Source organism: Psychromonas algarum, assembly GCF_004376845.1.
In the GTDB taxonomy this organism is placed as follows: domain Bacteria; phylum Pseudomonadota; class Gammaproteobacteria; order Enterobacterales; family Psychromonadaceae; genus Psychromonas.
This window is the reverse complement of sequence record NZ_SNUW01000003.1, coordinates 69,923-93,379: the sequence shown is the minus strand read 5'-3', so window position 1 is coordinate 93,379 and position 23,457 is coordinate 69,923. Positions and strand designations below refer to the sequence as shown.

At 35.4% G+C, this 23,457-nt stretch carries 24 protein-coding genes; 19 read left to right on the top strand and 5 right to left on the bottom strand.

What is annotated here, in order from left to right:
• Nucleotides 1–11: 11 nt before the first annotated feature.
• From E2R68_RS02590 to E2R68_RS02575, 4 genes are all read left to right on the top strand, one after another.
• Nucleotides 12–947, top strand: a complete 936-nt coding sequence (locus E2R68_RS02590; RefSeq protein ID WP_134275950.1) for a hypothetical protein — start codon at nucleotides 12–14, stop codon at nucleotides 945–947.
• Nucleotides 948–956: 9 nt separating this feature from the next.
• Nucleotides 957–1,856, top strand: coding sequence for a DUF350 domain-containing protein (locus E2R68_RS02585; protein WP_208380104.1), 900 nt, complete (start codon nucleotides 957–959; stop codon nucleotides 1,854–1,856).
• 64 nt (nucleotides 1,857–1,920) lie between these two features.
• Complete coding sequence (locus E2R68_RS02580) at nucleotides 1,921–3,630, top strand: polyamine aminopropyltransferase (protein WP_134275949.1); 1,710 nt, start codon at nucleotides 1,921–1,923, stop codon at nucleotides 3,628–3,630.
• 372 nt (nucleotides 3,631–4,002) lie between these two features.
• Nucleotides 4,003–5,565 carry a SulP family inorganic anion transporter gene (locus tag E2R68_RS02575; protein ID WP_134275948.1) on the top strand — a complete coding sequence of 521 codons (1,563 nt, stop codon included), beginning with the start codon at nucleotides 4,003–4,005 and terminating at the stop codon, nucleotides 5,563–5,565.
• Nucleotides 5,566–5,725: 160 nt separating this feature from the next.
• Here the strand turns inward: E2R68_RS02575 and E2R68_RS14180 are convergent, their stop codons facing one another.
• Entirely contained in the window at nucleotides 5,726–5,851 is a 126-nt protein-coding gene (locus E2R68_RS14180; RefSeq protein WP_279587466.1) for a hypothetical protein, read from the bottom strand.
• 307 nt (nucleotides 5,852–6,158) lie between these two features.
• Here E2R68_RS14180 and pfkA point away from each other — a divergent pair, with 307 nt between their 5' ends.
• The 3 genes from pfkA (at nucleotide 6,159) to E2R68_RS02560 (ending at nucleotide 8,596) form a co-directional block, all read left to right on the top strand.
• A complete protein-coding gene (pfkA, locus tag E2R68_RS02570; protein WP_134275947.1) occupies nucleotides 6,159–7,121 on the top strand; it encodes a 6-phosphofructokinase in 963 nt (320 codons plus the stop codon).
• Nucleotides 7,122–7,214: 93 nt separating this feature from the next.
• On the top strand, nucleotides 7,215–7,835 hold the full coding sequence (locus tag E2R68_RS02565) for a UPF0149 family protein (RefSeq protein ID WP_134275946.1): 621 nt from the start codon (nucleotides 7,215–7,217) through the stop codon (nucleotides 7,833–7,835).
• Nucleotides 7,836–7,876: 41 nt separating this feature from the next.
• Nucleotides 7,877–8,596: a TIGR01621 family pseudouridine synthase gene (locus E2R68_RS02560; protein WP_134275945.1), complete on the top strand. Its 720-nt coding sequence runs from the start codon at nucleotides 7,877–7,879 to the stop codon at nucleotides 8,594–8,596.
• A 78-nt stretch (nucleotides 8,597–8,674) separates the two neighbouring features.
• Here the strand turns inward: E2R68_RS02560 and xthA are convergent, their stop codons facing one another.
• The 3 genes from xthA to E2R68_RS02545 form a co-directional block, all read right to left on the bottom strand.
• On the bottom strand, nucleotides 8,675–9,481 hold the full coding sequence (gene xthA / locus E2R68_RS02555) for an exodeoxyribonuclease III (RefSeq protein WP_134275944.1): 807 nt from the start codon (nucleotides 9,479–9,481) through the stop codon (nucleotides 8,675–8,677).
• Between the two features lie 137 nt (nucleotides 9,482–9,618).
• Nucleotides 9,619–9,855, bottom strand: a complete 237-nt coding sequence (locus E2R68_RS02550; protein WP_134275943.1) for a TIGR02647 family protein — start codon at nucleotides 9,853–9,855, stop codon at nucleotides 9,619–9,621.
• Between the two features lie 203 nt (nucleotides 9,856–10,058).
• On the bottom strand, nucleotides 10,059–10,481 hold the full coding sequence (locus E2R68_RS02545) for an outer membrane protein assembly factor BamE (RefSeq protein WP_134275942.1): 423 nt from the start codon (nucleotides 10,479–10,481) through the stop codon (nucleotides 10,059–10,061).
• Nucleotides 10,482–10,725: 244 nt separating this feature from the next.
• Between E2R68_RS02545 and hemA the strand changes: the two genes are divergently transcribed.
• From hemA to E2R68_RS02500, 9 genes are all read left to right on the top strand, one after another.
• Nucleotides 10,726–11,991, top strand: a complete 1,266-nt coding sequence (gene hemA, locus E2R68_RS02540; protein WP_134275941.1) for a glutamyl-tRNA reductase — start codon at nucleotides 10,726–10,728, stop codon at nucleotides 11,989–11,991.
• 51 nt (nucleotides 11,992–12,042) lie between these two features.
• A complete protein-coding gene (prfA, locus tag E2R68_RS02535) occupies nucleotides 12,043–13,134 on the top strand; it encodes a peptide chain release factor 1 (RefSeq protein ID WP_134275940.1) in 1,092 nt (363 codons plus the stop codon).
• Entirely contained in the window at nucleotides 13,135–13,992 is an 858-nt protein-coding gene (gene prmC, locus E2R68_RS02530; protein WP_134275939.1) for a peptide chain release factor N(5)-glutamine methyltransferase, read from the top strand.
• Between the two features lie 17 nt (nucleotides 13,993–14,009).
• A complete protein-coding gene (locus tag E2R68_RS02525) occupies nucleotides 14,010–14,396 on the top strand; it encodes a SirB2 family protein (protein ID WP_134275938.1) in 387 nt (128 codons plus the stop codon).
• Between the two features lie 3 nt (nucleotides 14,397–14,399).
• Nucleotides 14,400–15,314, top strand: coding sequence for a SirB1 family protein (locus tag E2R68_RS02520; RefSeq protein ID WP_243834578.1), 915 nt, complete (start codon nucleotides 14,400–14,402; stop codon nucleotides 15,312–15,314).
• Between the two features lie 52 nt (nucleotides 15,315–15,366).
• Nucleotides 15,367–16,212, top strand: a complete 846-nt coding sequence (gene kdsA, locus E2R68_RS02515; RefSeq protein ID WP_134275937.1) for a 3-deoxy-8-phosphooctulonate synthase — start codon at nucleotides 15,367–15,369, stop codon at nucleotides 16,210–16,212.
• A gap of 18 nt (nucleotides 16,213–16,230) precedes the next feature.
• Entirely contained in the window at nucleotides 16,231–16,644 is a 414-nt protein-coding gene (locus E2R68_RS02510) for a DUF423 domain-containing protein (RefSeq protein ID WP_134275936.1), read from the top strand.
• Between the two features lie 34 nt (nucleotides 16,645–16,678).
• The gene (rlmM, locus tag E2R68_RS02505) at nucleotides 16,679–17,767 is read left to right on the top strand and encodes a 23S rRNA (cytidine(2498)-2'-O)-methyltransferase RlmM (protein ID WP_134275935.1); all 1,089 of its coding nucleotides are present in this window, start codon (nucleotides 16,679–16,681) and stop codon (nucleotides 17,765–17,767) included.
• 312 nt (nucleotides 17,768–18,079) lie between these two features.
• On the top strand, nucleotides 18,080–18,322 hold the full coding sequence (locus E2R68_RS02500) for a hypothetical protein (RefSeq protein ID WP_134275934.1): 243 nt from the start codon (nucleotides 18,080–18,082) through the stop codon (nucleotides 18,320–18,322).
• A 132-nt stretch (nucleotides 18,323–18,454) separates the two neighbouring features.
• Here E2R68_RS02500 and E2R68_RS02495 read toward each other — a convergent pair whose 3' ends face one another.
• Complete coding sequence (locus E2R68_RS02495; protein ID WP_134275933.1) at nucleotides 18,455–19,663, bottom strand: pyridoxal phosphate-dependent aminotransferase; 1,209 nt, start codon at nucleotides 19,661–19,663, stop codon at nucleotides 18,455–18,457.
• A gap of 204 nt (nucleotides 19,664–19,867) precedes the next feature.
• Between E2R68_RS02495 and E2R68_RS02490 the strand changes: the two genes are divergently transcribed.
• The 3 genes from E2R68_RS02490 (at nucleotide 19,868) to aroG (ending at nucleotide 23,371) form a co-directional block, all read left to right on the top strand.
• Nucleotides 19,868–20,812 (top strand): LysR family transcriptional regulator, encoded by a 945-nt coding sequence (locus tag E2R68_RS02490; protein WP_134275932.1) that lies wholly within the window; start codon nucleotides 19,868–19,870, stop codon nucleotides 20,810–20,812.
• A gap of 148 nt (nucleotides 20,813–20,960) precedes the next feature.
• On the top strand, nucleotides 20,961–22,208 hold the full coding sequence (gene moeA / locus E2R68_RS02485) for a molybdopterin molybdotransferase MoeA (protein WP_134275931.1): 1,248 nt from the start codon (nucleotides 20,961–20,963) through the stop codon (nucleotides 22,206–22,208).
• 110 nt (nucleotides 22,209–22,318) lie between these two features.
• Nucleotides 22,319–23,371 (top strand): 3-deoxy-7-phosphoheptulonate synthase AroG, encoded by a 1,053-nt coding sequence (aroG, locus tag E2R68_RS02480; protein WP_134275930.1) that lies wholly within the window; start codon nucleotides 22,319–22,321, stop codon nucleotides 23,369–23,371.
• The last annotated feature ends 86 nt before the right edge of the window (nucleotides 23,372–23,457 follow it).

Here is a 23,457-nt window from a genome sequence, read left to right as displayed (position 1 = left end):
TTATAAAACTTATGCGCATATTTCTTATCTGCTGTTTAAGTTTGTTATTAGTTGCCTGTGGTGATGATCGCCCAGAACGACTGCAAGCAAATATAAAAACAGCTGATTACCTCATTGGAAATTTGGGTAATAACTTAAATGATAACCGCATTCGAAATGCCGTTATCTTGCAACAATATGCACAGTTATTAACACAACGAAAACCAGAACTTCGTCCACTACTCACGGAATTATCGAAAGATGCTACACGTAATGGGCCAATGTATCGTTCTTTAACCGATCGTTTATCAACGTTAAAAAAACAACCAGCTATTTTAGGTGATATTGAAGCTCAGTTGTTTGAAAGTGAAACGTTAATTGAAGCATCTGATCCAAGTTTATTTAATGATGCATTATCAGATCCTATCAATGTTATTGCTGATATGTCTGATGGTGAATTAGCTCGTGTGAATGCGATCAGTAAATCACAAAGTCTACGCGCTAACGGTGCTGATGATAACGGAGCGGGCAGTCAACTTGTTGGTAACCCAGGTTATGGAGAATGGCAAACCAATAATAGTGGTATGTCTTTTTGGCATTGGTATGGAATGTATGCCATGTTTTCTGCTATTTCGCCTCGTCCTATTGGTTATAATCGTTGGTCTTCAGGTCGAGATTACAGCTATTACAATGATGTAGGACGTAATCGTTATACCTCACCTCAACAGAAAAAGTCTCAAGATAACTTAGCTAACCGCACTAAAAAGCAATTTGGTAACCGAGGTAGTTTTAATAGTCCTTATGCTAAAACTAAAACGGGGGCAAGTCGTATGTCGACAGCAAGTCAAAAAGCACAACGAGCCCCAAGTTTTGCAGGTAAATCAAGTTACTCTAGACAAAAAGCATCAACAAGTAGTTTTCGGAATAGTACTTCAACCACTTCACGTGGCATTAGACGTGGGAAATAGGGATATAACATGAATGAGTTAATGACAACATTAGGATACAGCGGTTCGCTGATTGGTTATTTAGTAATTGATATGGTTGTTGCCATTTTATTATTAACTGGCATTCGTTACACCATGGGAATGATTGGTAAAGTTGATACTACAGATGAATTAGCAACAAAAGACAATTTTGCTTATGGTATTAGTTTAGCGGGTGGTGTTGCCGCGATGGGGATTGCATTAAGTGGTGCAATTACAGGTGAATTAGCAGGATCATACCAAATAGAGTTTATCGGTATGCTTGCTTATGGTTTAGCAGGTTTAATTTTAATTAAAGCGGGACGTTATATTCACGATAAATTTGCATTACCTGCGTTTGATAAGCATGAACTAATTTTAAACCGTAATAATGCGGTTGGTATTGTCGATGCTGCATCTGTTATTGCTACTGCCATTGTGGTACGTGCTGCGATTATCTGGGTTGATGGAATTAGCGTTAAAACATTCATCGCATTAGCTGCTGCTTGGATCGTATCGCAGATAATGTTGGTTATTATTACACGCGTTTTTGAATGGAAATACGCTAAAAATAACGGTATTTCTTTCCAAACGGCATTAATCAATGAACACGTTGCTTTATCTATTCGTTACAGCGGTTATTTAATTTCAACTGCAATGTCAGTGACTGCTGCAAGTTATTTTCTTGTTTTTGATATGGACGCACTGTGGGTTGGTTTAGCACAATGGGTGATTATCAGTATTGTCTTGATGGCTTCATTAACCATATTAACGACGATAGCTAAGTATCTTGTTTTATGGGGAATTAACCGCCGTGAAGAAGTAGAAGACCAGCAAAATATTGGTATCGCCATTATTGAGTTCGCAACCTCATTCTCAATTGCATTATTATTAATGGCCTTAATGTCATAATTTAAACCAAATTAACTATTAGGCCATCTAATTGATGGCCTTTTTTATAAGTGAATGTAAATTTATGCAGGAAAATGCACTCAAAAATAAACAAGTAAAGTTGCTTGTTGATGATACTTTATTAATATTAATTATGGCGACATTAGCTTGTTGTGGATTAATTTATGAGTATCTTTTATCACATTATTCTGCTCGTATATTAGGCAGCGTAGAAACGGTTATTTATGCCATCATTGGTATTATGATTGTATCTATGGGGCTTGGCGCTTTTGCTGCTAAAAAAGTGAAAGATGCCTTTCAAGGGTTTGTTGTTCTTGAATTAGTTGTTGCTTTTATTGGTTGTAGTGCGACTTTATTTATTGCCTCAGTGATTGGCTTCAGCCAAACATTACCACAAGTTATTGCCGATACTTATCAGATACCAAATGATGTATTAGTTAAAGGAGACTTTTTAGCAACATTAAATTGGATGAGTATTAAATTACCGTATCTATTTGCATTTGTTTTAGGCTTTTTAATCGGTATGGAAATTCCCCTTATTGCGCGTATTCGAGAAACGATTTACGGTCACCATTTAGCACATAATGCAGGTACTATATACGGTGCAGATTATATTGGTGCTGGTGTTGGTGCTGCAATTTGGGTGTTGTTTATGCTCAATATTGAAATTAGCCAAGCAGCCGCCTTAACAGCATCACTTAACTTAATTGCGGGGTTTATTTTCTTAGTTCGTTTTAGAGTTTATCTTCGCCATAAAGTGAGATTGTTAATAGGCCATGGATTTTTAGCATTATTAGTGGTGTTAATGTTTGTTTTTGGTGGACATTGGCAAAAGCAAATGCAGAACATGTTATACCTTGATAAGGTGGTTTATCAAACACAAACACCATATCAAAACCTTGTGTTTACAGAACGATTATTAGGTGGTGGTTATGATCCTATCTATAATTTTTACATTAATGGACGTTTGCAATTCTCGAGTTTAGATGAGCATATCTACCATGAATTTTTAGTACATCCTGCCATGCAAGCTTCTGCTCGCCATGATAAAGTATTAATTGTCGGTGGTGGAGATGGCTTAGCTTTGAGAGAGGTTCAAAAATGGAAGCCTTCAGCTGTTACTTTAATCGACTTAGATAGTCAATTGGTGGAATTGTTTAAAAATCCAGAGCAGTTTTTACCTCCTCATTTAAGCCATAAAGTGGAAGATCTAACCCAAGATAGTTTTAATCAACCTGGTGTAAATGTTATTAATGACGATGCCTTTATTGCGATAGATAACTTATTAGCAACTAAACAAACTTTTGATACCATTATTGTTGATCTACCCGACCCAAGTCACCCAGATTTAAATAAACTATATAGTGTTAATTTTTACTATCGTTTACAGCATCTATTAAGTGGTGATGGTGTAATAGTAGTGCAGTCCACATCACCTTTTCATGCTCAATCCGCTTTTATTTCTATTGCAAAAACATTACAACAAGCGGGATATAATACTGAGCAATATCACCAAAATGTTCCTTCTTTTGGAGAATGGGGATGGACGATTGCAAGCAAGCGGGGAAGTGCTCCTTCGCAACGTTTAGCTGCTTTTAAAGAAATTGAAGTACCTACCAAATGGTTAACCTTGCCTTTATTGCAGGGCGCATTTATGTTTAATAAAGATTTTTATATCGATAAAGATAAAATAAAAATTAACTATTTAGGGAGTAATACACTGTATCAATACCATCAAAAAGCGTGGGAAATTGAAACTGAGTTTTCTAATTAATCTTTTATCATCAGGCTAGTTATCTACGTTCTTTTTGTGAATATTAAGGACGTCATTTCTAAATTTGTTATTTGAATCTAAGTGTTCAAATAGCCAAGCCAGCATCAATTTATATTTAATGATTATTTAAGTAGCAAAAATGAAGAGGGTATTTTTCTATAAATCATAAGATTAAGGGAGCTATTGAAGGAGAATAAATCATAATCTAAAAGGTAATAGTATTACCTATTTAGTTTTATCTTCTTGTTATTTCCTTTGCGATCTTATTGTTATTCTATTTATAAAATACTTTAAGTTTTGTTTATTTTGCTGTTCGTCGAAATCAACGATATACTACGCGCCCTATATTTAGCCCTAAAAGGAACTACAGCGGTGTTCGAATTCCCCCAAATAAATAAAAGCAGTGTTAAAAATGATGTGCTCTCTGGTTTAACTGTCGCACTAGCACTGGTTCCTGAAGCAGTAGCTTTTGCCTTTGTGGCAGGGGTAGACCCAATGGTGGGGTTATATGCAGCATTTATGGTGGGATTAATTACCTCTATATTCGGTGGGCGCCCAGGTATGATTTCAGGCGCTACAGGTGCAATGGCTGTTGTTATGGTTGCCTTGGTTTCTGAACATGGTGTCCAATATCTTTTTGCTGCAGTGCTCTTAGCGGGATTATTTCAAATCATTTGTGGGGCATTACATTTTGGTAAATTTATCCGAATGGTACCGCACTCGGTTATGATTGGTTTTGTAAATGGCTTAGCTATTGTTATTTTTCTCGCGCAATTAGGACAATTTAAAATTATTGATGCAAGTGGTGAACTAGTCTGGTTAGAAGGAAGTGCTTTACATGTAATGCTCGGCTTAATTATATTGACTATGGCTATTATTCACTTCTTACCAAAATTAACAACGGCAGTACCTTCAACTTTAGTCGCTATTCTTGTTGTAACTTTATTAGTCTATTTTATTCCTGCGTTAGATACTCGTACCGTATTAGATTACTTGCAAGGCATGAGTGGTGATGAAAATGCGACCATTGCAGGTACATTGCCTACATTTGCTTTACCTGACGTACCATTCAGTTTAGAAACCTTGAAAATTATCTTACCTTATTCATTAATTTTAGCTGCAGTTGGTTTAATCGAATCATTATTAACGCTAACCGTTGTAGATGAAATGACAGGCACACGTGGCCGTCCTAATAAAGAGTGTGTTGCGCAAGGTGCATCTAATATGGTCAATGGCATCTTTGGTGGTATGGGGGGCTGTGCGATGATAGGTCAGTCGATGATTAATATTAATTCAGGCGGACGTGGTCGTTTATCGGGGATCACTGCTGCATTAGCTTTGTTAGCTTTTATTTTATTCGCATCAAGTTTAATTGAAGTGGTTCCATTAGCTGCATTAGTGGGGGTGATGTTTATTGTTGTGTTAGGTACTTTTGAATGGGCTTCATTTAAAATGATGCGTAATGTACCGCGTAAAGATGCATTTGTTATTGTACTAGTGAGTGGGGTAACTGTAGTAACAGATTTAGCGATCGCTGTATTTGTTGGAGTTATTGTTTCTGCATTAGTATTTGCATGGGAGCATGCTCGCCACATATATGCTAAATGTGAAACTAATGATGATAATAGTGAAAAATATTACGGTATTAATGGGCCATTATTTTTTGGCTCTGTAAGTAATTTTCTAGAATTGTTTGATGTGAAAAATGATCCTCGTCATGTGGTTGTAGATTTTTATGACTCACGAGTCGTTGACCACTCCGCTATTGAGGCAATCAGTGTGCTTAATGAACGTTATGTAAAAGAAGGCAAGAAATTACATATTCGCCATTTAAGTAAAGATTGTCGTAAGTTATTACATAAAGCAGGTGTATTAGTGGAAATAAATGTTATTGAAGATCCATCTTATGCAGTTGCATCAGATAGACTAGGTTAATTACTTAGTATTTATAATCGTATTCATAAGCTCTATTTTAAGCAGGTTTTTTAACCTGCTTTTGTTTTTTAGAGGGGAGGAAATGGTTAGCGAAAATGTTTGTTGTTGATTTATAAATTAATACTCCTCAAGCAAAAGAGTATATATTTATAGGCTCTATTTAACGGTTGGATTGACGGATTGGGCGATATTCATCATCGCATTTTGGGCTAAGTTGTGATGTTTTTGCATTCCATACTGAAAACCAAATATGTTTATTTCTAAATGCTTTCTTTTTATTTTTCATTTTATTCTCCTTTTTTAATTTCCAATACATTACCTCGTTTTTATTGCATATTTGTGACAATTTAAAATAATTTAAGCTCTTTATAAATAATCATCATAAAAATATTTTTTATGATGATTTTACTAATATTGTTGTTTAATTCAGCCCTTATTATTGTATGCTGTTAATCAAGTTGTTGATTGTTTAACTGAAAATGATGTGCAAGTGCTCCTCGTGATCAATATTCATCAAATGACATTATTTATAATATATTAAGTTCAACGCTTACTATTTTTTACTAACTAACATTCTTTGGTGGAGGACAATTATGATTAAAAAAATTGGAGTTTTAACAAGTGGCGGTGATGCACCGGGAATGAATTGTGCAGTCCGAGCCGTTGTGCGTAGTTGTATTTCTAACGGTATTGAAGTGTTTGGTATTTACGATGGTTATGCCGGCTTACATGCAGATAAAATTGAGCAGCTAGATCGCCATTCAGTATCAGATATTATCAATCGCGGGGGAACAATTTTAGGTACCGCTCGTTTTCCTGAATTTAAAGAAGAAAGTGTTCGTCAAGAAGCAATCAAAGTATTAGAGAAACACGGTATCGAAGCGTTAATAGTGATCGGTGGTGATGGTTCCTACATGGGAGCTAAAAAGTTAAGTGAAATGGGGTTCCCATGTGTTGGGCTTCCTGGCACGATTGATAACGATATTGCTGGAACAGACTATACCATTGGATTTATGACGGCATTAAATACTGTAGTTGATGCAGTTGATCGATTACGTGATACTTCTTCTTCACATAATCGTATTTCAATTGTTGAAATTATGGGACGCCATTGTGGTGATTTAACTTTATGGGCTGCGATTGCTGGTGGTAGTGAGTACGTTATTTTACCGGAAAAAGATTTTGATGAAGATAGTCTTATCAAGCAAATTGAGTTAGGTGAGAAAAAAGGTAAAAAACATGCGATTGTTGCCATCACTGAGCGCATAACTGATATCAATGAATTAGCTAAACGTATTCAAGCAAAAACCAATCGCGATACTCGAGCTACTATTTTAGGGCATATACAACGTGGTGGCTCACCGATGGCATTTGACCGTATTTTAGCAAGTCGAATGGGGGCTTATGGGGTACAAGTATTGATGGAAGGTCGAAGTGCTCGTTGTATTGGTATTAAAAATGGTGAGCTGATCGATCATGATATTATTGACTGTTTAGATAATATGCAGCGCCCATTCCGTCAAGATTTATATGATTTATCAAAATTGTTGTACTAGATAGTACTAGATAGCTATTATTCATTTAGCCTACCTTTGGGTGGGCTTTTTTATATCTATATTAGAGCTGTATTTTTACGATAGGATCCTATTATGCATAACCTAACTGATGATTCGTTACACGATCATCAAAATTCTGTTTTTATGGATTTTATTCATTTTAATAAAACACATCCATTAACTGAACAGTTACAACCCGCTTATTATCAACTTGGTTTTATTTGTAGTATTCAAGCAATACCTGAAGGGGTAGATCTTGAACAATGGTTGTCCTATTTATGGCGTGATGGTGTTGATATTAGTTTTACTGATGAACAACAAGCGACAGAATACGCACAAAGAGTATTAAATCTTGTTGCTCATCTTCAATCTTTATATGCAGAAGCAACATCACTTGACGAACTAAACTGTCAAGAATGGTTAGATAATGATGCATTAACTGTCGAAGCTGTAGAATTTGCAGCAGGATATTTAGCAGCTATTGAATGTTTTAATGAACAATGGTTAGTGACTAATGAAGATGAAAACACACAAAACTTATTACAAACGAGTATTTTATTACTAAGTAAATTGGCACCAAGTGAAGAAGTTGATCAACAGTTGTTAGATCTATTTGAACAGTTACCAGATTTTGCTGAGATATTACAAATACTGCCACAGTTATTAACTAACCTTGCTTATTGTGCCGCTCAAGTTTTAAACATAGATGAATAATAATAACAAAAGTACTATCACTATTTTTATTGAGAATAAATATGCCTAAAGCAATACAAGCAATGACTGAATACCAGCAATATTTTACTTTAGTGGCTGAAAATGAATACTTTGTTGTGATCAATAAAAAAGCAGGTATTAACTTTCATACTGAAGAAGGGGATATTGGTGTTGTTGTTGCTGCCGAGCGAGCTTTAAAACAAAAACTGTATAGCGTACATAGATTAGATAAAATGACTTCGGGTTTATTACTGTTAGCGAAATCATCACAAGATGCTAATGGGTTATCTGAATTATTTAAAACGCAACAAATACAAAAATATTACTTAGCTATTTCTGATAAAAAACCTAAAAAGACACAGGGCTTGATTAAAGGTGGAATGGAGAAGTCACGTCGTTCAATGTGGAAGCTTACAAGAAAACAAGACAATATAGCGATCACTCAGTTTTTTAGTTATGCATTAGGTGATGGAAAACGTTTGTTTGTTGTTAAACCTAAAACGGGGAAAACGCATCAAATTCGTGTTGCATTAAAGAGTATTGGAAGCGCGATCTGTGGCGATCTTATTTATGCTACAGAAGACGCATACCGTTACGATCGTGGTTATTTACATGCGTATCAAATTCAATTTGATTATGCTCAACAATCATTCAACTTTATAGTTACTCCTGAAGCTGGAAAAGAGTTTTTATTAGCATCTTGTCAGGATAAGTTATTGTTATTGGATAGATGTGATCAATTAAACTGGCCCAAAATTTAAATCAATTTTTAATTTAGTCAATAAAGCTTGTTACAAAGTGGGTGACAAGCTTTATTGTATTATTTACAGGCTCTTATTTTATGCAAATTCAGTCCAGATAGGCGCATGATCTGAAGGTTTATCGATTCCTCTTAATTCATAATCAATGTCTGCTTCTACGGTTTTCTCTGCTAATGTTGCAGTGGCTAAAATCACATCAATGCGTAAACCCCGGTTATCATCAAAACCACGAGAACGGTAATCAAACCAACTGAATTTTTCATTTTCTTCTGGGTGTAATAAGCGGAATGTATCAGTAAAACCGAACCCCATTAACGTTGCCAGCCATTCACGTTCTTCAGGTAAAAAGCTACATTTTTTGGTTTGTAACCAACGTTTTGCATTAACTTCACCAATACCAATATCTAAATCTAGTGGTGAAATATTAATGTCTCCCATGACAATAACCTGATCGTCAGCAGTATGATGTGTATTAAGGTATGTATTTAAATCTTGATAGAATTGACGTTTGTATGGGTATTTTATTTCATGCGTTTGGTTCTCACCTTGAGGGAAATAACCATTGAGAATATGTACTGGTTGTCCATCTTGATCATCAATTGTCACCATTATCATGCGCTTTTGGTGATCTTCATTATCCGTAGGAAAACCATATTGAACGGCTGAAGGTTTTTGTTTACATAACATAGCAACACCGTAATGTGCTTTTTGGCCATGATAATAAACGTGGTATCCCATTGCTTCGACAGCTTCAACAGGGAATGCATCATTATGTACTTTGATCTCTTGTAAGCCAATTACATCGGGTTGGTGTTTATCAATAATTGCTTGTAATTGATGAAGACGAGCGCGTAGTCCATTAATATTGAAGGAAATAACTTTCATAGAATATAGCCTTTACAGAATCAAAAGGCTGAATGTACCTTGTTGAGCTTATTTACTCAACAAGGTAATGGACAGCAATTCATATTATTTTTTGACGTTTTTAAAAAATCAGATGTAAAACTATCGGTATTGGGATTTTATTTTAAAGCAATTAATACATGGTGTAGATGTGAGGCTGTTTCTAAACCGCTATCTGTTAAATATCCGCCATCGCGTTGAGAGATTAAACCTTTATCGAAAAGAGATTGTGCTGCTTGGATAACTGACGGTGCGGCTTCTTTATGAATTTTTAGTCCTTCTAACTGTGATTTTTCAGGGAACTTAGCAAGTAATTTGATTTCTTCAAAAAATGTATCTGAGTAGTTTTTAGTCATTTTTTTGTTCACTTCTATGTTGAGAGGAACTTTCATCATAGGTATTAGAAAACAAAATGCAAAGCTTTGTGTTGATGAAATTGGGCTAGATCAAGGGAAAATAATAATTTGTTGTTAAAGGTGAGTTAGCGCACTTTAAATAGCTATAAAAAAAGGAATACCAACTGATATCCCTTTTAAGTTCACTCATTCAATAATCCGCTTTATTCAGAAGTCACAGACTTATTAGGTTGCGCATTTTCTGCTGCTTCATTTGGTTCTTTTTTCTCTGCAGATTGTTCAACTAACGGATTATCTTCGCCTGTATTTTCACTATTAATTTCCGTTAATTTTTTATCTTTAAAGGTTAGTATGATTTGAGATTGTTGTACTTTCTCACCACCGGGTTTGATATAACGAACATAATACCACTTAGATGAATCAAATTGATCAATAAGCATAGGGGAACCTAATACAAAGATAATTTGTTCTTGTGTCATGCCAATTTCGATTTGTGCTAATTTAGCACTGTCGATGTAATTACCTTGAGTAACATCTATTTGGTATACAAATTTATCGTATAAATAAGTACAACCAGAAAGTGAAAAGCTGATTGCAAGGCAGAAAAATATTTTTTTAATGATCATGATCTCGTCGATGCTTTAGTGATAGATATTTTGACTCGATGATACCCAAGCAGAGCATACAAGTAAAAATATAAGCGAAGAAATTTTGTGTTTATGTTTTATCAGTCAAGTGTTAAGCATTAATTGATTAAAAATAAGACTAAATATGCAGTAGAAACAGAGTTCGCTTTAAATTTGCTGCAAATTTACGTAGAATTCAGCTCTTTTATTTTGCTTCATTTTCTTGTATCTGTGAATTATATAAATGCCATTATTTGCGTTAGGAATTAATCATCAAACTGCGTCAGTGAGATTAAGAGAACAAGTTGCTTTTGCACCTAATTCTTTGATTGCTGCTTATGCAGATTTGTTAGCGCAACCGTTTATTGAAGAAGCCGTTATTATTTCTACCTGTAATCGTTGTGAAATATATTGTTACACCAATGAAACTGAGAGTGATGCGTTATTAAATTGGTTGATCCAATTTCATCATCTTGATGCAGGCAGTTTTGAAAATAATTTTTATTGTTATCAAAACCAAGAGGCCGTGGCGCATTTATTCCGTGTTGCGTGTGGTTTAGATTCTCTAGTATTAGGTGAACCACAAATACTGGGGCAAATTAAACAAGCTTTTGCAACAGCAAACCAAGAAAAAGCAACGAATAAAATATTAAATAAATGGTTTCAACATGCATTCACTGTTGCAAAACGTGTTCGGACTGAAACACAAATAGGCGCAAATGCTATCTCCGTAGCTTTTGCTGCAGTATGTTTGGCGAGACAAATTTTTAGTGATTTAAAACAAAGCCGAGTACTCCTCATTGGTGCGGGTGAAACGATTGAACTAGTAGGTAAATATTTGTTAGAACACGAAGTGCCTAACATTACTATTGCGAATAGAACACTGGCAAGAGCAATGGAACTGGTTGATAGGTTCGATGCAAAAGCAATTACCTTAGGTGAAATACCAAATCATCTTGCTGAATCAGATATTATTATTTCTTCAACTGCAAGCCCATTACCTATTATTGGTAAAGGTATGGTGGAAACTGCGTTAAAGCATCGTCGTCATCAACCCATGTTATTTATTGATATTGCTGTTCCTAGTGATATTGAACCCCAAGTTTCTGAATTAAATGATGCTTACCTCTATAGCGTTGATGATCTACAAGGTATTATTGAAGAGAATAAACAAGCTAGAGCGGAAGCTGCTATCGAAGCAGAGAAAATAATTGTTACTTGCGTTGAAGACTTTATCGCTTGGCAAGAATCATTAAAAGCGGTTGAAAGTATCCGTTTATATCGTCAAAACAGTGAGCAATTAAGAGATGAATTATTACAACGTGCTATTACTTCATTAGCGAATGGCAATGATAGTGAAAAAGTATTAAAAGAATTTGCGTACAAATTAACAAATAAACTTATCCATCATCCTACTCAAGCGTTAACCTCTGTTAGCCAAACAGGTGATGAGCAAGAGTTAATGTTATTAAGAGCGACTTTAGGGTTAAGCTCAAAAGACGAATTATAACGAATAAAACTAATAGTTAAGCTATTAACCTATTCATAAAAAGAGACAAACATGAAAGCATCAATTGTTGCAAAATTAGAAATATTAGTTGAACGCTATGAAGAAGTTCAAGCATTGTTAGGTGATCCTGAAACCATGGCGGATCAAGATAAATACCGAGAATTAACTAAAGAGTATTCACAACTTGAAGAGGTTGTGCTTTCTTTTAAAGCATTTCAATCCGCTCAGGAAGATCTTGTTGCTGCTGAATTAATGTTAGAAGACGATGATCAAGAGATGCGTGAAATGGCTCAAGATGAAATCGTTGAAGCAAAAGAAAATGTAGAAAAATTAGCTGATCAACTACAAATATTATTGTTACCAAAAGATCCAAATGATGATCGTAACTGTTTTGTTGAAATTCGAGCCGGTGCTGGTGGTGATGAAGCGGCAATTTTTGCAGGTAATTTATTCCGTATGTACAGTAAATTCTCTGATAGCAAAAAATGGCGCATGACAGTCATGAATAGCAATGAGAGCGAGCAAGGTGGTTTTAAAGAAGTCATCATGCAAATCGAAGGCGACGGTGCTTATGGTTTAATGAAGTTTGAATCAGGTGGTCACCGTGTACAACGTGTTCCAGAAACTGAATCACAAGGCCGTATTCATACCTCTGCATGTACTGTAGTGGTAATGCCTGAAATTCCAGAATCTGAAGCTATTTCAATTAATCCTGCTGATTTAAAAGTTGATACTTTCCGTGCATCGGGGGCTGGTGGTCAGCATGTTAATAAAACTGACTCGGCTATTCGTATTACGCACGTACCAACGGGAACAGTTGTTGAATGTCAGGATCAACGATCACAGCATAAAAATCGTGCTCAAGCGATGTCTGTACTACAAGCTCGTTTGCAACAAGCTGAAGATGAAAAAAATAATGCGGAAGAGCAAGATATTCGCCGTAGTCTAGTTGCTAGTGGTGATCGTAGTGAACGCATTCGTACTTATAATTACCCACAAGGTCGAGTAAGTGATCACCGTATTAATTTAACGATATACCGTTTAAATGAAGTATTAGAAGGGGAATTAGATGCTTTACTGGATCCTATTCTACAAGAAGATCAAGCAGACAAACTTGCTGCATTAGCACAGGGTTCGTTGTAATTGCGTATTGATCAAGCATTAACATGGGCAGAGTCAACTCTGAGCAACAGTGATTCTGCATTATTAGATGCACAAGTATTACTTGCTTTTGTATTAGATAAACAAACTATTTATTTAATGACTTGGCCTGAGCGAGAATTAACAGAGCAGCAAACATTAGGTTTCAAAGCATTAATTGAGCAGAGAATAAAGGGAATACCGGTTGCTCATTTAACGGGAGAGAGAGAATTTTGGTCCCTGCCGTTAAAAGTAAATAATAGTACTTTAATCCCAAGGCCTGATACTGAAATATTAGTAGAAGTCGCACTTGATATTGTACAACAAAAGATGAGTCATGATGCTCATATACTCGACTTAGGTACAGGCACTGGTGCTATTATCTTAGCGCTTGCAAGTGAATTACCTAATGCAACTTGTGTCGCGGTAGATAAAAGCGAAGAAGCAGTTAAGCTAGCTCTAGAAAATGTTGATAATTTACAGCTTAAAAATGTCATTGTTCAACAAAGTAATTGGTTTAATAATGTGCAAGGTCGGTTTGATATAATTGTTAGCAATCCACCTTATATTGATGCTGATGATAAACACCTGCATCAAGGTGATGTGCGTTTTGAGCCGATTTCAGCGTTAGTCGCAAATGAACAAGGTTTATCAGATATTCGTCATATCTGTGAACAAGCAAAATTATATTTAAAAGTAGGTGGTTGTTTATTGTTTGAACATGGATTTGAACAAGCAAGTGCAGTACAAGATTTATTAAAGAAGAATGGTTTTGCAAGCATCACAACACACCAAGATTATGGTCAAAATGACCGTGTTACGTTAGGTTATGCATTAACGCATAAAGAAGTAACTATTTAAATACACTTAGGGAAAATATGTATTCAATTTTAAAACATGCACATATGACATTTATTTTAATCGCTGTCATTTTATTTATTGTTCGTTTTTATTGGTTAAAAACAAATAATGCAAATTCACAAAAAGTTGTTTTTAAAAAAATTCAGTTGCATTCAACCTTTACTATTATTGCCTTAGGGTTAGGTTTGATGGGATATTTACACTTAAATCCATTTGCCACAGGCAATGCTTGGTTGTTAGAGAAGTTAATTGCGTTTGCGGCTTACTTTATCATGGTGCAAGTGGCATTAAATGAGAAAACAAAAACACATATTCAGTGGATTACATTTATCGGTGCTTTTGGGTGGCTCGCTTTTATTGCTAAATTAGCCATCACCAAACAGGCCATTTTATTAGTGGGATAAAGCATGGAATTAGATGAGCAAATTGCCCTTGAGCAGAATGGAATTGAACAAGCAATTACGGAAGAATTAATTGTTAATGAAACACAAGTTGAAGAAACTAAAACAAACTTCATTTTTGAAGGTATAGACTACAATAATTTTTCGCTTTTACAGTTAGCGAGCATGGCTGAATCTGAAATAACAGGTCAATCTATTGTTAAATTTAATGATGCATTACGTTTGCAAATGATTGTTTTAAAATCACAATTAAAAAACAACACTGAAATTAACAAAGATAAACTACAAGCTTTATTAGATAGTGTTTATAAAACTCAAGGTTTTAGTGGTGATTGGAAAGCTTTTTTTAAAGTTAAAAATGCATTGCTCTCTAAAGTTTTATCTCGCCGTAAAGGTGTGCCTATCAGTTTAGGTATTTTATTAATTGAAATGCTTAAAGAGACTGGCTTTATTGCGCAGGGGATCTGTTTCCCTAGTGGTTTTATTGTCAAAGTTAACATAGATAATGAATCGCTTTATGTTGACCCTTTTAATGGTGAATTGGTTGATCGCAAACACCTAGAATTAAAAGTTCGTGGTCAATTAGGCAACCATGCTCGTTTAACTTCAAATATGTTAGAAGCTGATAATAATGAAACCATCATTAAGCGTTACGTAAATGTACTAAAAGCGGCTTATATTCAATCTGAAAAAATTGAGTTAGCATTATTATGTAGTGATATTTTATTACGACTGGATCCTGATGATGCGTTTGAAGTACGAGACCGTGGTTTTTTATTTCAACAATTAGATTGTTTTCAGTTAGCTTGTAATGATTTTACTTTTTTCATTGAGCAGTGCCCGGAAGATCCGATTGTTAATTTATTAAAATTACAAATTACACAAATGGGTGATGAGCTAATTACTCAAACTATCCATTAATTCAACAAAATTAGACTTTGTTAGTTAAAGTCGTCACTAATTGAGAGAGCAGATGAGCCAGAAAATTATTAAAGTAGGTAACATTGATGTTGCTAATGATCTTCCTTTTGTTTTATTTGGTGGAATGAATGTTTTAGAGTCTCGTGATTTAGCAATGCAAATGGTTGAGACTTATGTTGAAGCGACAAGTAAGTTAAATATTCCTTATGTGTTTAAAGCTTCTTTTGATAAAGCAAATCGCTCTTCTATTAATAGTTATCGTGGACCAGGCTTAGAAGAAGGTTTGCGTATATTTGAAGAAATTAAATCTACTTTTAACGTGCCTATTATTACTGATGTTCATGAACCATACCAAGCACTACCTGTAGCTGAAGTGGTTGATGTGATCCAATTACCAGCATTCTTAAGTCGTCAAACTGATTTGGTTAAAGCGATGGCTGAAACCAATGCTGTTATTAATATCAAAAAAGCACAATTTTTAGCACCTCATGAAATGCAGCATATTATTACTAAATTTAATGAAGCGGGAAATGACAAGATTATTTTGTGTGAACGTGGTAGTTGTTTTGGTTATAACAACCTCGTTGTTGATATGTTAGGTTTTAGTACCATGAAAGAAACTGGGTATCCTGTTATTTTTGATGTTACTCATTCATTACAAAAACCTGGTGCGCGTAGTGATAGTGCAGATGGGCGAAGAAGTCAGGTTGTGCAGCTTGGACTTGCTGGTATGTCTCAAGGTATTGCGGGATTGTTTTTAGAATCTCACCCAGATCCAGCTAATGCCAAATGTGACGGACCATGTGCTTTACCACTTGATAAGTTAGTACCTTTCTTAACGCAAATGAAGCAAATGGACGAGCTAGCTAAAAGCTTAGATGCTATTGATACTGAATAATTGGTAGACAATAAACTCATGCCATCGATTACGTTATCTAATCAAACCCGTTTCTTTATTGCTGTTGCTGCCTTCTTGGGGGCCTCTGCGGTTATGTTTGGGGCTTATGCAAGTCATGGTTTATCTGCATGGGCAAGTGCCGCTCGAATATCACAAGTACAACTAGCTGCACAATATCAGTTGTTTCATGCAATTAGCTTATTAATTGTTTCATTATTAAACTCAGTATTTGTTGGGAAATCTATTTCTCGCACTTTGATTTCTTTCAGTTTATGGTGTTTTACTCTAGGTATTTTGTGCTTTAGTGGTAGTTTGTATTATTTGGTTTTTGCTGGTACTAAGTTACTTGTTTTGATCACCCCATTGGGTGGTCTATTACTTATTTGTGCATGGTTGTGCCTTGGCTTTGCTATGTTATTTAAACAAAAATAAAGGTTTATTCTAGAGTGAATAAATTGAGGTTTGTATGTTAGGTATTCTATTATATTGTCGTCCAGGTTTTGAAAATGACTGTGCAAATGAGATCCAAGCAAAAGCGAGTGAGTTAGACGTTTTTGGTTATGTTAAAACATTAAAAAATAGCGGTTTTGTTTTATATCATTGTTACGATCCCTCACAAGTTGAGTCATTAGCGCAACAGCTTAATTTTGCTCAACTTATTTTTGCTCGACAAATGATTGTTGCTGTTGAACTACTAGAAAATTTACCCGCAGAAGATCGTATTAGTCCTATTTTAGAAGTGACAAGAAACTTACCTATGTCAGGTGATGTTTACGTTGAATGTCCTGAAGGTGATGAAACTAAACCTTTACTGACTTTCTGCCGTAAATTTACTGTACCGTTTAGGCAGAAGTTGAAACAGAAAAATAATTTAACTAATAAAGAAAATCCGAAAAAACAACGTTTGCATGTTTGCTTTATGGATTATGAAACAGCTTACGTTGGTTATTCTATCCCTAATAATCGTAGTAATGAACATATGGGGATCATGCGATTACGTTTCCCCAATGAAGCTCCAAGTCGTTCAACTTTAAAGCTTGATGAAGCCTTTCAAACATTTTTAAGCAAAGAAGAGCAAGAGTTGCGTGCTCACTCAGGTCTTCGTGCTGTGGATCTTGGGGCTTGTCCCGGTGGTTGGACCTATCAACTTGTACGTCGAGGCATGTTTGTAAGTTGTGTTGATAATGGTGCAATGGCCGAAAGTTTAATGGAAACAGGGCAAGTGACCCATTATATGGAAGATGGCTTTAAATTTGAGCCAGAACGTAAAAATATTCATTGGTTAGTCTGCGACATGATTGAAAAACCTAAACGTGTTGCGAAGTTAATGGCAAAGTGGTTAATTGAGGGGTGGTGTAACGAAGCTATTTTCAATCTTAAGCTACCAATGAAACAACGCTATCAAGAAGCGACAGACGATTTAAAAATATTAACTGATATGATTGATGAAGCCGGGTTTAACTATGAGCTACAAGCAAAACACTTGTATCATGATCGAGAAGAAATAACAGTACACGTGCGCTTAACGGATAAACTGTATGGCCCATTATCCTAATTACAGCCAATAAGCAGATAAAAATAAGAGCAGATTAACCACAAATTTATCTTATCTTTACTGCCTTAATATTGCTTAGCCGCCATAATCTAACATGAGTGGTTTAAGCTTTATTATTAATCCATTCCACATTGTTATTCTACCTATTACCATTCCATTTATTAAAGCAATACTTTAGTTATCCGCAATAGTTAAGTTGGTAATAATTAATTCAAATTTAACCTCAATGCGTGATCTGACATGCGATTTTAGAGAATCTATTTTGTATTATAACAATAGGTTTGATGAAACTGTAGAATGGAGTAAATAGTGATGTCAGCTAAAAAATATAAACGTAAAGCAGGAAGCCACAGAAAGCATTCTCGTTCTTTGTTAAGCCGTTATCCAGGCGTATGTTTAGTGATTGGGGTAAGCTTAATGATAGTTGGTATTTTATTATTAACGGTAGGTTATGTAACAGAAGCAAGAATAGGGCTGTCTATGCTGGCATTATTTTTTGGTGGAGGATTAACTCTATTTGCTAACTCTTTTCGATCTAAAAAATTAAATAGCTAACATTGAAGTGACTGATACCAATCGTAGTCAATAGCTGATCTACTTTAGCAGTTAAAACAACTCGCTTTTTAATTATAAGTTTTGAAAATGAAACAACCACCTATTTTAGCGGGTGGTTGTTGAACTTTATATCTACTGACTGTATCCATCTAAGAAGCGACCGATTTTCTGAATCGCTGTTGTTATTTCATCAACTCGAGGTAAACATACAATACGGAAGTGATCCGGTTTATGCCAGTTAAAGCCTGTGCCTTGTACTATTAATATTTTTTCTTCTACTAATAAATCCATGGCAAAACGCTGATCATCTTTAATATTAAAACGTTTTGAGTCTAATTTAGGGAACAGGTATAAAGCGCCTTTGGGTTTGGTACAGCTTAATCCTGGAATATCATTAATTAACTTCCAAGCTGTTTGTGTTTGATCATACAAACGTCCACCGGGAACGGTTAATTCATTAATGCTTTGATAACCACCCAAAGAAGTTTGAATTGCATGTTGCATGGGTACATTGGCACATAAGCGCATGCTGGCGAGGATCTCTATACCAGAGATATAATCTCGTGCTTGTTTTTTTGCTCCGCTGATCATCATCCAACCTACACGGAACCCACATACACGGTAAGCTTTTGATAATCCGTCAAAAGTAACAATTAAAATATCGTCAGCTAAGGTTGCTAATGGGATATGTACCGCATCGTCGTAAACAATTTTTGAGTAAATCTCATCAGAGAAAACAATTAAGTTATGTTGACGTGCTAACTCAACAATCTGCTCTAACAAATCTTTACTATAAACGGCACCCGTTGGATTATTAGGATTAATTAAAACAATACCCTTGGTGCGAGAAGTGATCTTTGATTTAATATCATCAATATCTGGAAACCAGTCAGATTCTTCATCACAAACATAATGAACGGCTTTACCACCAGATAAATTTGCTGCAGCTGTCCATAGTGGGTAATCAGGTGCAGGTATTAAAATTTCGTCACCATTATTTAATAAACCTTGCATCGCCATTACGATAAGTTCACTTACACCATTACCGATATAAATATCATCTGTGTCTAAAGATAATAAACCTTTGCCTTGATAATGTTGCATAACCGCTTTACGAGCCGAAAATAACCCTTTGCTATCACAGTAACCTTGGCTCGTTGGTAAATGCTTGATCACATCCATTAATACTTCTTCTGGGGCTTCAAAACCAAATGAGGCGGGGTTACCTATATTTAATTTAAGAATGCGCTGACCTTCATCTTCTAATTTTAGCGCTTGTTTTAATACAGGACCGCGAATGTCATAACAGACATTATCTAATTTGTTTGAACGAATATACATTTAAACCCCTTAAAACTAATTTACATAGTGCTTGGAACAGTCGGATAAAGTACCTCATCTAACTGATTTAGTGAAGTTGAAATAAAAAATATGTGAAAGTAAATGCAGATAATTATTAATTAAATTCAATCATTCAGTAAAATTGATTAATATAATGAACTTTGCTTAATTTACTATTCTTTTTATGCTTTATTTGGACTCCTTATGATTGAATTTAAACACTTAAAAACATTATCAACACTTAATAAAGCAGGCAGTTTAGTGGAAGCGGCTAAACAATTACACCTCACGCAATCGGCTTTATCGCACCAACTTAAAGAGTTAGAGATGCGTTTAAATTGTTCTTTATTTATGCGTAAATCACGTCCAATTCGTTTTACTATTTCTGGGTTACGTTTATTAGAGCTTGCAGATCAGGTTCTGCCGCAAATTCGTAATGCTGAACGAGATCTATCTCGCTTTGCTTCTGGAGATGCTGGGCGCTTACATATGGCGATAGAATGCCACTCTTGTTTTCAATGGTTAATGCCAGCGATTGATCGCTTTCGTGATAGTTGGCCAGAGGTTGAATTAGATTTTACCAGCGGCTTTAGCTTTTTACCTTTACCTGCATTAAAAAGAGGCAACTTAGATTTAGTGGTGACCTCTGATCCACAAGAGATTGAAGGGATCACTTATATTCCTTTATTTAGTTACCAACCCATGTTGGCATTAAGCCGTCATCATGTTTTAGCGAATAAAACTTATATTGATGCTGAAGATTTACAATCTGAAACCTTGATCACTTATCCTGTAGAGAAAGAACGCTTAGATATTTTTAATCACTTCTTAACGCCAGCTGGTGTGGTACCCGCTAAAATTCGTCATGCTGATATGACATTAATGATGTTGCAATTAGTGGCAAGTGGGAGAGGTGTTGCAGGTTTACCTAATTGGGCATTGTTTGAATACTTACAAAAAGATTATGTCGTTGCTCGTCGTTTAGGTAAAGAGGGCGTATGGAACACACTTTATGCTGCGGTACGTGAAGAACAAAAGTCGTTAGCTTTTATTGAAGATTTTATTGCGACTGCAATTGAAAGTTGCTTTTCCAATTTGAAAGGGATCAAAGTGGCTAATTTTTTATCAACTAAGTCAGAAGATAAATAAAGGTGCATAAAAAAAAGACATTCAAGCCTGTTTTTTCTGTATTCATTGATCCTAGCGCTAATTATTTAGTTTGTTCAATTGCACGCTAGAGTGGAAACAGACACAATAAAATGATTATTAATCAACAATAAAAATAAGAGTGAACATTATGAGCTGTTGCGATACAAATGGGCTAATGCCGTTATCAGAAGCATTGCAAAAAATGCAAGATTCATTATCCAATGTATGTGAAACAATCACTTTACCTTTATCTGAAGCATTAGGTTTCACTCTTTCTGAAAACATTGTTTCAGTATTAAATGTTCCACCATTTAATAACTCAGCGATGGATGGTTATGCATTACATGCGAATGATATAAAAGAAGGTAGTGAGAATAATCCAATACAATTAACATTAGTTGGAAAATCATTTGCTGGCGCACCTTTTACAGGCGAAGTTAAAAGCGGTTGTTGTATTCGTATTATGACAGGCGCTGTTGTTCCTGATTCAGTTGATTGTGTTGTGATGCAAGAAAAGTGCATTGCTGAAGGTGATTCAATTACTTTTACACAGAGCGCTATGGTCAACAATAATATACGCTTTTCAGGTGAAGACTTAACAGTAGGACAAGCAGTATTACAACAAGGTCACAAATTAACTCCACGTGATATCCCGCTTTTAGCTTCATTGGGTATTGCAACTGTTGCAGTGTATCGAAAATTAAAAGTGGCGGTGCTTTCTTCTGGTGATGAACTAAAAAGTTTAGGAGAGCCATTAGCGCAAGGGGATATTTACGATAGTAATCGATATAGTATTATTGCTTTGTTATCTCGACTTAACGTTGAAGTGATCGATTTTGGTATTATTAAAGATGATTATACCTTGATTCGAGATGCTATGATTCAAGCTGACCAACAAGCTAATGTTGTGATCACTAGTGGCGGTGTTTCAGTTGGCGAAGCAGATTTTATTAAAGATGTTTTAAATGAAATAGGGGAAATTGGTTTTTGGAAATTAGCGATTAAACCAGGAAAACCATTTGCTTTTGGTAAGTTACAAAACAGTATCTTTTTTGGGTTGCCAGGAAATCCTGTTTCCGCTATCGTCACTCTATACCAACTAGCTGTACCGGCAATGGCTAAAATGTGTGGGGAGAAAATAAAACCGGCTGTGCGCTTTAATGCGATATGTCGGGATGCATTATCTAAAGCCCCAGGACGAACTGATTTTCAACGTGGGACTTATTCAGTCAACGAGCAAGGGCAATTAATTGTTAATACAACAGGCAGTCAAGGTTCTGGTGTATTTAGCTCAATGAGCCAATCTAATTGCTTTATCGTACTGGAGCAAGATAGAGGTAATGTCTCGGTAGGTGAAAAGGTAGTTGTTGAGCCTTACAGTCCTTTAATGGATTAATACAATAAGGCAAATTGATGCCTAAATTAAACCAGAATATGTGTAAAATAATGAACACATATTCATGAAATTGAAATACTAACTATAAGCACAGAAAGTGCCATGGAAAAATTATGATTAAAACAGATGACGTAAATATTACTGCAATAAAAGAGTTATTACCCCCAATCGCTTTGTTAGAAAAATTCCCATCAACGAAAGCAATTAGCCGCACAGTGGCAGGCTCTCGTGAAGCAATTAGTGACATTTTAAGCGATAAATCTGATCGTGTTTTAGTGATTATTGGTCCTTGTTCAATTCATGATACAAAAGCAGCACTTGATTATGCTGCAAAATTAGCCCCATTACGTGAAAAATATAAAGATTCATTAGAAGTGGTTATGCGTGTTTATTTTGAGAAACCGCGTACTACAGTGGGCTGGAAAGGTCTAATTAATGATCCTGAATTAAATGGTACTTTTAATATTAATAAAGGTTTACGTACAGGCCGTAAATTATTATTAGATATTACCGCTATGGGTGTGCCTGCTGCAACTGAGTTCCTAGATATGATAACACCACAATATGTTGCAGATTTAATGTCATGGGGAGCAATCGGTGCTCGTACAACTGAATCTCAAGTTCACCGTGAATTAGCTTCTGGTTTATCATGCCCTGTTGGTTTTAAAAATGGCACCGATGGTACGATCAAAGTTGCTGTGGATGCGATTGGTGCAGCGAATGCATCGCATCACTTTTTATCAGTAAATAAATTTGGTCACAGTGCGATTGTTGAAACAGCGGGTAATCCAGACTGTCATATTATTTTACGTGGTGGTAAAAAACCGAACTATAGCGCAGAAGATGTTGCTTCTATTAAACAAGATTTACAAAAATCAGGTTTACCTGAAAAGATAATGATTGATTTTAGTCATGCAAACTCAGAGAAAAAATTTGAAAACCAAATGAAAGTTTGTACTGATGTTTGTGCACAAATTGCCGCAGGCGATAAAGCAATTTCAGGCGTAATGGTAGAAAGCCATCTTGTAGAAGGGCGTCAAGATTTATGTGACGGCGTGACACCAACTTATGGCCAAAGCATTACCGATGCTTGTATTGGTTGGGATGCGACAGAAACATTATTAGCACAATTATCTGCAGCGGTTATTGCTCGTCGTGGTTAATTTAATTAACTGACCTTGTTTTGATTTATTATAAAGCACTGTTTAGACGGTGCTTTTTTTTGTCTCTTTTAAAATTATTAACATTT